General features: G+C 45.3%; 5 protein-coding genes and 1 pseudogene. 3 read left to right on the top strand and 3 right to left on the bottom strand.

The features are described 5' to 3' along the window. The first annotated feature begins 78 nt into the window (after positions 1-78). A pseudogene (locus BC351_RS19160) lies at positions 79-1,235 on the top strand (IS3 family transposase). Between the two features lie 172 nt (positions 1,236-1,407). Here BC351_RS19160 and BC351_RS19155 read toward each other — a convergent pair. The 3 genes from BC351_RS19155 to BC351_RS19145 all read right to left on the bottom strand — a co-directional run bounded on the left by BC351_RS19155 (position 1,408) and on the right by BC351_RS19145 (position 5,926). Beyond that, positions 1,408-2,706 carry an ABC transporter ATP-binding protein gene (locus BC351_RS19155; RefSeq protein WP_079414340.1) on the bottom strand — a complete coding sequence of 433 codons (1,299 nt, stop codon included), beginning with the start codon at positions 2,704-2,706 and terminating at the stop codon, positions 1,408-1,410. 11 nt (positions 2,707-2,717) lie between these two features. After that, positions 2,718-4,442: an ABC transporter permease gene (locus BC351_RS19150; protein WP_079414339.1), complete on the bottom strand. Its 1,725-nt coding sequence runs from the start codon at positions 4,440-4,442 to the stop codon at positions 2,718-2,720. A 236-nt stretch (positions 4,443-4,678) separates the two neighbouring features. Beyond that, the gene (locus BC351_RS19145; protein ID WP_144028456.1) at positions 4,679-5,926 is read right to left on the bottom strand and encodes a COG4705 family protein; all 1,248 of its coding nucleotides are present in this window, start codon (positions 5,924-5,926) and stop codon (positions 4,679-4,681) included. Between the two features lie 457 nt (positions 5,927-6,383). Between BC351_RS19145 and BC351_RS19135 the strand changes: the two genes are divergently transcribed. Together BC351_RS19135 and BC351_RS19130 are read left to right on the top strand one after the other, a co-directional pair. Next, on the top strand, positions 6,384-9,728 hold the full coding sequence (locus BC351_RS19135; protein ID WP_079414337.1) for a GH36-type glycosyl hydrolase domain-containing protein: 3,345 nt from the start codon (positions 6,384-6,386) through the stop codon (positions 9,726-9,728). 100 nt (positions 9,729-9,828) lie between these two features. Then, a complete protein-coding gene (locus BC351_RS19130; RefSeq protein ID WP_079414336.1) occupies positions 9,829-10,794 on the top strand; it encodes a LacI family DNA-binding transcriptional regulator in 966 nt (321 codons plus the stop codon). The last annotated feature ends 420 nt before the right edge of the window (positions 10,795-11,214 follow it).

The raw sequence follows: 11,214 nt of genomic DNA, 5'->3' as shown, positions 1-11,214 counted from the left end.
TGAAGTTAGACTATTTCGTAGACACACCTTAAGGAACAACCTTTATAATATAGATATTAAATAAGGTCGAGGTGTGGCATGGGATCACAACGTGAAAGTTATGATGAGGAATTTAAACGCAAGACAGTTGAACACATGGAGTCTGCTAATAAGAGACCAATTGAAATTTCTAAGGAATTAAATATTCCTAAAAGTACCCTAAGTCGGTGGATTAAACAGTACGGCAGTAGAACTGTAGAATCTCAGTCTCAGGTGTTTGTAGACTATGAACGAATGAAGAAGTTGGAGCAAAGCATCCTCGAATTAAAAGAGGAAAATGAGATTTTAAAAAAGGCGATGCACTTCTTCACAAAGGACCCGTGCTGATTTATTCGTTTATTTATAAACACCGCTTCCAGTACCGGGTCGAGAAGATGTGCACCGTTTTAGAAGTCTCACGAAGCGGATATTACAAATGGATTAAGAGGGAACCTAGTGCTCGTGAAAAGCGCTTAAAAGCGCTAGATCGGAAGATAAGAAGACTGTTTAATCACTTTAAAAAACGCGCAGGAAGTCCGACGATTACAGCCGTATTAAGAAAAAATGGGACTGCGGTTTCTTCCAAAACGGTCAGTCGGCGTATGAAGGAAATGGGATTGAAGTCAATAACCGTAAGGAAAGTAACGGCTACGACGAATTCTAAACATGACTTGCCTGTGTTCGAAAATGTGTTAAATCGTCAGTTTACTGTGCTAGCGCCGAATAAAGCTTGGGTAACGGATATCACTTACATCCAGACGGGCGAGGGCTGGTTGTATTTGGCAAGCGTAATGGATTTGTACTCTCGCAGAATTGTAGGATTTTCAATGGGAGCTCGAATGACAAGGGAGCTCGTTTTAGACGCGCTAGAGAAGGCATATAAGCGTCGCAAGCCTGAGCCAGGATTAATTCATCACTCTGATCGTGGCTCTCAATACGCTAGTCATGACTACCGCGCAAAGTTACAAGAGTACAAAATGATTGGCAGCATGAGCCGTAAAGGAAATTGCTATGATAACGCTTGTATCGAGTCCTTCCATAGCACGTTGAAAAAAGAATTTGTGTACCAAACAAAATTTAAGACCCGTAAACAAGCCATGAGAGAACTCTATGCTTACATTGAGTTTGACTATAATCGACTACGACCACATTCTACTCTAGGATACGAGACGGCTCATCATTTCGAACAAATTTACTACAGAAATCAGGCTGTCTAATGCCGTGGTTGTTCCTTAATTTTGTGTCTACGCTATTGACAGAAGTACAGTTTCGTTTAAATAGCGGACCTGAGTTCCGTCTCATGTCCGTTCAGCTCATTTTTAGAGAAATAGCGTACTCCAGTTCCGTTTTATCTTGAACGGCGCCGTGATCATACGAACAGCAGCGGAATCATTCCGCCGCCGCAGAGGCCTCATGCTCAATAAAGAGGTTTTTTGCTTTCTCATCGTAAGCCAACAATTCAGCATACCGTCCCCAATCAATCAGAATGTCTAATTGATGACCTGCTTCTTCCAAGCCAAAATGCTTTTCGAAGATTTCCAAGAAAAACTCTCGCTCCATTTTGTTGTTTGATTTGGAATGCAAGATCCAGATAATCTTCTCTATCATGGGAACGTGCTGGAGCACTTGTCTTTTGAAGATATCCTTTCTGTTCAACACGCTGGCATCGGCAAAATGGCTTCCAATTTCCGTTAATTCAATATCTCCGTGCTGGATGTGAGCAAAGCCAAGCATCTGGGCTGCTTCGACAATTGGCAGAAAGTCTTCCAAATTAAGACTTAATTGATCAGCCAACTTGTATAAGTCAACCTTTTTGCCAAGATCATCAATCAGTTCAATGAAGCCTGTTAACGCACCTGCAGGTACTTCTTGAACCTTTTCGATCTTTTTCTTTTGTTCTTCGACATGTTCATTCTGCTTGATTTCACGTTTGGTCAATATGGAATAAATTTTATCAACGAGCCCGGTGAATTGTCCTTCCTGTTTATCGCGCCAGTGAGCCATAGGAATGAATATATCTGCTATAACACGAGCGGGGTCACGAGATAATACAATGGCTCGATCGGACATATAGACGGCTTCTTCAATGCTGTGTGTGACCATGATGATCGATTTGGTTGGAATCTTCTTCTCTGTCCATAATTCAAGCAAATCGCGCTTGAGGTTCTCCGCTGTCAACACGTCTAAGGCCGAGAAAGGTTCATCCATCAAGAGAATATCCGGTTCCATGACAAGTGCGCGGCCAATGCCTACGCGTTGTCGCATGCCGCCTGACAGTTCTTTCGGATACGCGCCCTCGAATCCATCGAGTCCAACCATATCAATGATGGAGAGCGCTTTGCGCATTTTAACCGCTTCGGTTAATGGCTTATTTTCAAGTCCCAGCTTCACATTCTCAAGGACAGTAAGCCAAGGGAATAGAGCAAAGGATTGAAAGACCATACCCACTCCAGGATTCGTTCCCTGTATCTCTTGCCCGTTATACAAGACTTTCCCGTGTGAGGGAGGTATAAGACCGGCCATAATCCGAAGCAGGGTCGACTTACCCGAGCCAGAAGGACCCAAAATGGATACGAACTCACCTTCAGCAATGCTCAGATGGATATCTTCTAAGATGCTGACATTCGCACTATTTGGCATATCGTAACGTTTGCTGATTCGTTGAAGCTCAATGAGTGTATTCGTCATGGTAAACACCTCTATTCCAGATGATATTTTTTGGCAGAGACGGCGTACAATTTACGCCAAACTAAACGATTTACAAGCACAACTAATAAGCACATCACGACAATTCCCCAAATGATTTCCGGCCAATCGCCATGTGTTGTTGCTTGGGCTATAAATGAACCTAATCCAGACGCTTGCAAAGTGTTCTCTTTCCACGATACAAGCTCTGAGACAATACTCGCGTTCCATGCGCCTCCACTAGCTGTAATACATCCCGTAACGAGAAACGGAAATACACTGGGCAAAATTAACTTGATCCACGTTTGTGAGCGAGTTAAGCGTAAAATAGCTGCTGCTTCTTTCAAATCGGAAGGAATGGCCATCGCTCCTGCAATGACGTTAAATAAGATGTACCACTGTGTCCCGAGCATCATCAGAGGAATGGCCCCTATGTTCATGCTAATGCCAAGTTTCAGGTAGAGGATCGTAAATAAAGGGAATGCCATATTGGCCGGAAAAGAAGCTAGAACCTGTACAATGGGCTGAGCAATCCTTGAAAGATTAGGGTTCATGCCGATCATGACGCCAACAGGAACCGTCCATATGACGGCTAAAAGGGTTGATATGAATACGCGTAGGGCTGTTTGCAATCCGAGTACTACTACCCTAAGTAATTCGTTCCAGCTTAGTTGTATGATCTCAAGAACAGCTTCATAGACATAATTTGCTACAAATACGATGACGAGGCTCCAGATGATCCAGACCACAATTTTGGATAGAAGAGACGGCGGTTTTGGCCAAAGGATCAGGGAACTTCTTTGTTTAAATCGACCTTTTACATCATGTAAGAACGTACCGACCGTCTGATTCACATAACGAATGAATCGCGCTCGTTTCAATATGTCATAAACCCAAGATTTCGGGACTTCATTTGCCTCGGATTGCTCATTCTTGAATTTCTGTGCCCAAGCGACTAGCGGCCGCCAAAAAAGCTGATCCACAAGACAAATCATCATGATCATGGTGATAATGGAGTACGCAATGGCTTTGATGTTTCCTTGATCAGCAGCCATTGCCATATAAGAGCCGATTCCTGGCAAATGAATGTCTTGATTCAACACGCTGATCGATTCGCTTGCCGCGAGAAAAAACCAACCTCCTCCGAATGACATCATGCTGTTCCAAACTAACCCAATCATGGAGAAAGGCACTTCAAGTTTGGTGAAACGAGACCATGTGCCCAGACGATGAATCTTTGCAGCTTCGTTTAGCGGCTGTGGAATGGTTGTAAGCGAGTGATAGAAACTGAATGTCATGTTCCAAACTTGACCCGTAAAAATGGCGAAAATCGCAGCACATTCAACACCAAGCAGACTTCCAGGAAATAAAGCCATGAACATCAATACGGTTGCCGAAAGGAAACCGAGTACGGGCACAGACTGTAAGATGTCGATGGCAGGGATCATGATCTTTTCGGCAATGCGGTTATACGCGGCAATACGCCCATAAACAAATGTAAACAAAAGTGAAAATCCGAATGCAATAAACATTCTCAGAAGCGAGCGTCCTGCGTAATAGGGAAGCAAGCGTGGGTCAAGGCTCATGGCGGGTTGATTGCTTTTGGAGAAAGGAACTTCCATACCCGCACCAAGGTGAGCTGTCAAATATAGAATGGACAGGAGCATGAGGATAACCATCACATCGGCCAAGCCGAATTTATATTTATTGTTAATGTTGAGAAATCCGTTCCATTTCATCGTGAAAACCTCCTTAACAAATAAAAACTCCTCCATTCGTGAATGAGGAGAGCCGACTGCTGCTGTCCATTTCCCGTTTCCCCCCTTTGTACATCAATATGAAAGCCCCACGGGATTGGTCCCAGAGAGCATTCCGGCAGTTCTTATTTTATCCATTGGTAAATGAATAAAAACGCTTCGATTTTGTTGTAAAAGCGAAAAACGGCCGTCTGAAAACAGACGACCGTTTTTCATTATTATTTATTTGCTCCGTTTAAGATACTAAGCGAATTATCAAGTGCAGATTTGCTCTTGCTGGCATCAGGGTTTGCCGAGCGAACTGCCGCTAATACCACGTCAATAGTTCCATCAATTTGGGTCCATGTTTTGCCATCCATTTTCCTAAGCTTAGGCTCAGATGTGTCCCATTGATGTTCCAAATTATCAGCGCCTTTTTTCGCCGAAGCAAAGTCATTTGAGTTTACAGAGTTAAGCATATCACTTTCAATTTTAACAAAATCCGTTAATTGTTCAGCTAATTTATTTTGTGGAGAATCGGCTTGTGATTTTCCAACTGATGAAGTAGCTTGTGTAGAATCGGTTTGCGATGCTATCTTATTGCTTAACCCAACATAGCCGCCTATACCCACAAATAAGAAAATACACAGTACCACAACGGTTTGCGTCAAAACATTTTTCTTGCCTCCATTTCCTTGGTTTGTTTCTGCTGTTTCACTTTTTGCCATTGCATCGAATTTTGTAACAGCCAGAAAAACGATTATCGCTAAAATAGCTATTAGAAAGATTACACTAGTTACTGTTGTCCCCAAACCTAACGCGCCATTCGTTTTTGGTTGAGATAGGTAATCCCCTAATGACGCTCCGAGAGGACGAGTTAGAATATACGCAATCCAAAACGCTAATATCCCATTAAGTTTCAAAAATTTCCATGCTAAGAATACGCAGGCTATTATAATAACGACTGTTGTTCCGGTGAGAAGATAACCAAGACCGAGTTGCTCGGAAAATAAATCGCCGACTGCTGTTCCAAGTGCAAATGTGAAAAGAATGGTAAGCCAATAAAAAACTTCTCTTTTTTTGGTATAAATCGAGTGTATCGAGAGTGTTTTTTCACTAAGATACCAAAGGAGAAAAGTTAATCCTAGCAGCACGGAAAAAACGACGGTACTAGTCTCAAGAGGTATTCCGACATTGTCTGTCAAATTATCAGTTACCAACGTCCCAAATACGCTAATAAGCACAACCGTTAGCCAATAAATGCCTGGAACATATTTAGTTGCTTTGAATTGAAGAATCAATACGATGAAAAGCGCTATTCCCATAATGATTGTAGTGAGAGTTAAACCAAATCCGAGACTGAAATTTAGGAAATCAGCAAATGTTTCACCGACAGTTGTGCATAGAACTTTGACTATCCAGAAGAAAATCGTAAGTTCTGGCACCTTGTTTAGTAAAATTTTCAATTTATTTTGGTTAGCTTCCATACATAACATCCTTTCTTTGCAGTGAGATTAAAGTAACATTAATATAGTTAGATTAGAGCAGCATTAGAAAACTAATAACAATTACAAAAAAATCTACGTAATTCATGGTTTGAATAAAGGACTCTATACAAGCAAATAAAGGAGCTGCCTCGGCAGCTCCTTTTGACTTTTTCGCAAAATAATCGTTTTTGTACAAATCTTCAGCAAGAAAAACGTTTCGATTAGATGAAAAAACAAGTTTATATCGGACATTTTCATATAATTAAGGCGAAAAAAATCGTTTTTAATGGTCATTATAGTAAAATTAACTACATTGACGGCTATTTCAGTATTGTTTATAATATAAATCGAAACGTTTCTATTACGAAAAAAATGCATGAGACCGAGGGCTGCCTCTTAATTGCTCAGGGGAGCCCGAGACTACAATACCGTCGGTACTAGGAAAGAGAGTGACACCATGACAACTGCCAAACAAGCAGACTTTCAACTAAAGGCGGGAAATGTACAGTTTTCCTTCCTGAGCAGTGGAGATATTCGCGAAATTACTTATAAAAATATGATGATTAACCAATGGATCGCCAATCCCATCGATGGCTCTTTAAATAACCTTTATTTGCGCATACATAGCTCCAATGGGATCAAAGCTGTGCCTCTGATGGGCGTTCGCTCTGCAAGCCTCGTTCACTATTCAGAATCCCAAGTCACCTGGGAAGGCACTGTAGAAGGACTTGATTACGAATTAACTTTGCATCTGACGCCGGATGATATTTGGTTTTGGGAAGTGAAGGTTCAAGGGAACGACGCAGATGTGGATGTCATTTATGGACAAGATATCGGTCTCGCCGATAAAGGGGCTGTCCGCAGCAATGAAGCGTACTTATCGCATTACATCGACCATGCTGTTTTCGCAAATGGACAGAACGGATATGCCGTCTGCTCCCGCCAAAACATGCCGCAGCAGGGGGGATTCCCCTACTTGCAGCAAGGCGGTCTGACCCCATTAATCGGGTACTCAACCGATGGTTTCCAGTTTCACGGTTTATCTTATAAGGAGACAAACGTACCGGAGGCGCTCAGCCGAAACATGCTGGCTAACGAAGTGTACCAGTACGAATTCGCGTTCACAGCACTGCAGTCCGAGCGTGTGAAGGTGAACGGCGCAGCGCGCTTTGTCTTCTATAGCCTATTCAAGCCGGATCATCCAGAGAGCATTAAAGCTTTGGAATTCGAAGCTGATGTGTTGCAGGCATGGGAAAAAGCGGGTAGAGGAAACAACGAACTTAGCCATCGGCTCGACAAGACGATCCTGTCCAGCAATATCGGGGAGCCGCTTGCTACCGTGTCAATGACCACGGAAGAGCTGGAGCATTATTTCCCAAATCGGCGTCAGGAAGAGTTTGATGGCGAGATGCTGCTGTCCTTTTTCACGGAAACGCATGAACACGTGGTCCTGAAGGATAAAGAGCTGCGCGTTGAGCGCCCGCACGGTCATATCCTCATGTCGGGAGATAATGCGCGTCTGAAGGAAGATGTGATGACTACCACAGCCTATATGTATGGTATTTTTAATTCGCAGGTCGTAGTCGGAAACACGTCGTTCAATAAAATGCTGACGAATGCACGCAACGCCTTGAATGTGATGAAAACGTCAGGGCAGCGAATTTATATAGAGGTTGAGGGCTTATACCGCTTGCTCACCATGCCGTCGATGTTCGAGCTTGGCTTCAACTATGCCCGCTGGTATTACAAAACGGCTGACGATACCCTTGTTATCACGAACCTGACGGCTGTTGACACGCCGGAGATTCATCTGCAGCTTCGTTCGCTAAGCGGCAAGTCTTACCGTTTCCTCGTAACGAATCAGGTGACTATGAACAACAATGAGTATGAAACGCCATTTAGACTCCAAGAGGACGGTCAAACAGTGTCTTTCTACGCGGACCCGACATCCGACAGCGCGAAGGTCTGGCCGCATCTGTGCTACCGAATGCGAATTGAAGGAGCGGATATGAAAGTAGGCAATGAGGCTCGTTTGGCACCAAACATCCAGCCGCTTGCCGCTTCCCTTGTTGTATTGGAGCTTGGCGCCAGCAGCGCATGGAGCTTAACCATCCAGGGACTTCTGCGGGGGGAAGAACTGCCGTTCACAGAAGTGGATACCACAGCTGAGATAGTGCGGTATCGCGACTTTTTGGCCGCGGTTATGAACGGGTTTCACCTGTCGCAAGGCGATGGCGCAGCTAGCAGCCTGGACAAGGTAAACACCATTGCTTGGTGGTACACGCACAACATGCTCGTCCATTACTCAGTCCCTCATGGCTTGGAGCAGTATGGCGGGGCCGCTTGGGGAACACGGGACGTGTGCCAAGGACCGGCAGAATATTTCCTGGCGACGCAGAAATACGGTGAAGTCCGCGACATTATCCAAATGGTCTTCGCCCACCAGTACGAAGACGATGGAAACTGGCCTCAGTGGTTTATGTTTGACCGCTATGCGGCAATCCAGCAGGAAGAAAGCCACGGCGATATCATCGTGTGGCCGCTGAAAGTGCTGAGTGATTATTTGGCAGCAACGAAAGATTATGGCTTCCTTCAAGAAAAAGTGCCATATACGAAGCGGCATGTTTTTGAATTTACCGAAGAGTCGGCTACGATATATGAACATGCCAAGAAAGAGATTGCCTACATCAAGCAGCATTTCCTGCATGGCACTCATCTTTCTTCGTATGGCGATGGCGATTGGGATGACACGCTCCAGCCGGCCAACGCGCAGCTCAAACAATATATGGTCAGCAGTTGGACCGTTGCTCTGACTTATCAGGTGTTCAATCAGTTGTCCGCGGTACTTGAGGAAGCCGACGAAGGGATGGCAGCTGAGCTAAAAGGTTTGGCGGCCGGCATTCAAGCCGATTTTAACCGCTACATGTTGGGAACAGACGTCATTCCGGGCTTTGTGTATATGGAGGAGCCGGAAAAGGCAGAGCTGATGCTGCATCCAACAGACACCAAGACAGGCATTCAATACCGTCTGCTCCCGATGACGCGCAGCATGATCGGTGAACTGCTGACAGAGGAGCAGGCAGCTTCTCATTATAAGCTCATTAAGAACGAACTGTATTTCCCAGACGGCGTTCGTCTGATGAACCGTCCTGCCAACTACGATGGCGGTGTCAGTACGAATTTCAAGCGGGCTGAGCAAGCGGCCAACTTCGGTCGGGAGATCGGCCTGCAATACGTTCACGCTCACATCCGTTTCGTAGAGGCGATGGCCAAATTGGGCAAAGCAGGCGAAGCCTGGAAGGGGCTTGAGATGATTAATCCGGTTGGCATCCGTGATGTTGTACCAAACGCGGAGCTGCGCCAGAGCAACACTTACTTCAGCAGCTCGGACGGGAAGTTCAACACTCGCTATGAAGCACAGGATCGTTTCGGGGAGCTGAAGGCAGGCCGCGTGGCGGTCAAAGGCGGATGGCGAATTTATTCCAGCGGCCCGGGAATCTATATGAACCAGCTGATTTCTAACGTTCTGGGTATTCGTTTGGACGGCAGCGACCTGGTCATCGATCCCGTATTGCCCGAACAATTGGACGGGCTGCGGTTCGATTTTATGGTAAAGGGAAGTCCGGTTAAATTCACCTACCACATCAAGGGTCGTGCCGAAAGTTATGTGAAGGTTAACGGGGAAGAAGTGGCTGCGGCAGCAACCGCCAACCGTTACCGTCAGGGTGGACTTCGCATCAGAGAGCAGCATCTAAGCAGTCTGTTAAACGAGGATGCAAATCTAATTGACGTATACGTGTAAGCGGAAGCGGCGATCTCTTGAGGTCGCCTTTTTCATATAGGTGAACATCTTTATGATATAGTAGAAGGAAACGAGAGTGTAAAGGTTAGGAGCGGTTTGTGTGATCAGCATTAAAGATATTGCGAAAAAAGCGGGTGTTTCCATATCGACGGTTTCCTACGCGCTTAACGGCAATCCCAAGGTAACGGAGGAAACGAGTGCTAGGATTCTGAAGATCGCGAATGAACTGAACTACGTTCCGAATGCCGCAGCAAGAACTTTAAAAACACGGGTCTCCAAAATCATCGGCGTCTATTTGACGGATTTCAGTGGCGCGTTTTATGGTGAACTTCTGCAGGGGATGAAGGAAGTACTGAACCAAAGCGGCTATGATCTTATTGTCTGCAGCGGTTCCTACTCCCACCAATGGCTGCCGCAGCGTATGATTGACGGCGCTATTGTCCTTGATCACTCGTTCTCAAGCGAAGAACTGATGCAATTGGCTGATCGCGGTCATAAACTGGTCGTGATGGACCGAGAGCTGAATCATCCGAACGTAAATCAGGTCCTTTTGGACAACAAAGCGGGAGCCTCCCTAGCCGTGGAATATTTGATCGAAAAAGGCCATCGAAAACTGTATGTCGTAACAGGACCGCAAGGCTCCTACGACTCCAAGCAACGGCTTCAGGCCATCAAACAAACGATTGGACGGAGCTCTGACGTGGTTTGCACCCAGATCGAAGGGAAGTTCGACAAGGATTCCGGCGAACTTGCGGCCAAGCAGATCATACGGGAGTACACTGAGCCTGCGGCGGTTTTTTGCTTGAACGATGAAATGGCCATAGGGCTTTATAACACGCTGGCGAAAGCGGACTTCCGAATTGGTGAACAAATCCACATCATCGGCTTCGATAATATCGAGCTGACCGAATATACCCGTCCGCGCCTTGCAACGATTGATTATTCCAAGCGCAAGTGGGGGGCCTTGGCTTCTGAGCAGCTTATCAAGTTGATTGCGGGGGAAACGGTAGAGCATGAGCGTGTTTATGTTACGTTAGTCGCAGGCGAGTCGGTTGGAGATATCTAATCGGCCGCTGGCATAGAGTGAGGGGATTTGCGGAAACTAGGCAATGTCCGCCGCTCGCCGATTATGAAAACCTGCCAAAGTGCAGGCATTTTGGATCAAATCGTGTGAAAATAGAGAAAGCCTGCGATTATGCAGGCTTTTTAGGCATTTCCATCCTGTAATCGGGAAAAGGCCACTAAAGGATGCATAATCGCAGGCTTTTCACGATTTCGCCTGTTCTCAAGGCAAAAAGGATGTATAATCGCAGGAATATGCGAAATATATGAACCGTCCGTTTTGAACAAACGACAATTTATCATTTCGAGATCTTGCTGTTATATTCGGCAATACGTACAAGAGCTTATTTGCGGGGTTATACTGTTCATGAAGGTGAACGGGAAATTGGAGGAGGTTTGTATATGCCAACGAAGCAGTTGAAAC

It is taken from the genome of Paenibacillus ferrarius, from assembly GCF_002027705.1.
In the GTDB taxonomy this organism is placed as follows: Bacteria; Bacillota; Bacilli; order Paenibacillales; family NBRC-103111; genus Paenibacillus_E; species Paenibacillus_E ferrarius.
This window is presented reverse-complemented; position numbering and strand designations above follow the sequence as displayed.

Bases quoted from the DNA above. Each gene is read 5' to 3' on its own strand.
- BC351_RS19155 (WP_079414340.1), bottom strand. From the start codon at position 2,706: ATGACGAATACACTCATTGAGCTTCAACGAATCAGCAAACGTTACGAT.
- BC351_RS19150 (WP_079414339.1), bottom strand. From the start codon at position 4,442: ATGAAATGGAACGGATTTCTCAACATTAACAATAAATATAAATTCGGC.
- BC351_RS19145 (WP_144028456.1), bottom strand. From the start codon at position 5,926: ATGGAAGCTAACCAAAATAAATTGAAAATTTTACTAAACAAGGTGCCA.
- BC351_RS19135 (WP_079414337.1), top strand. From the start codon at position 6,384: ATGACAACTGCCAAACAAGCAGACTTTCAACTAAAGGCGGGAAATGTA.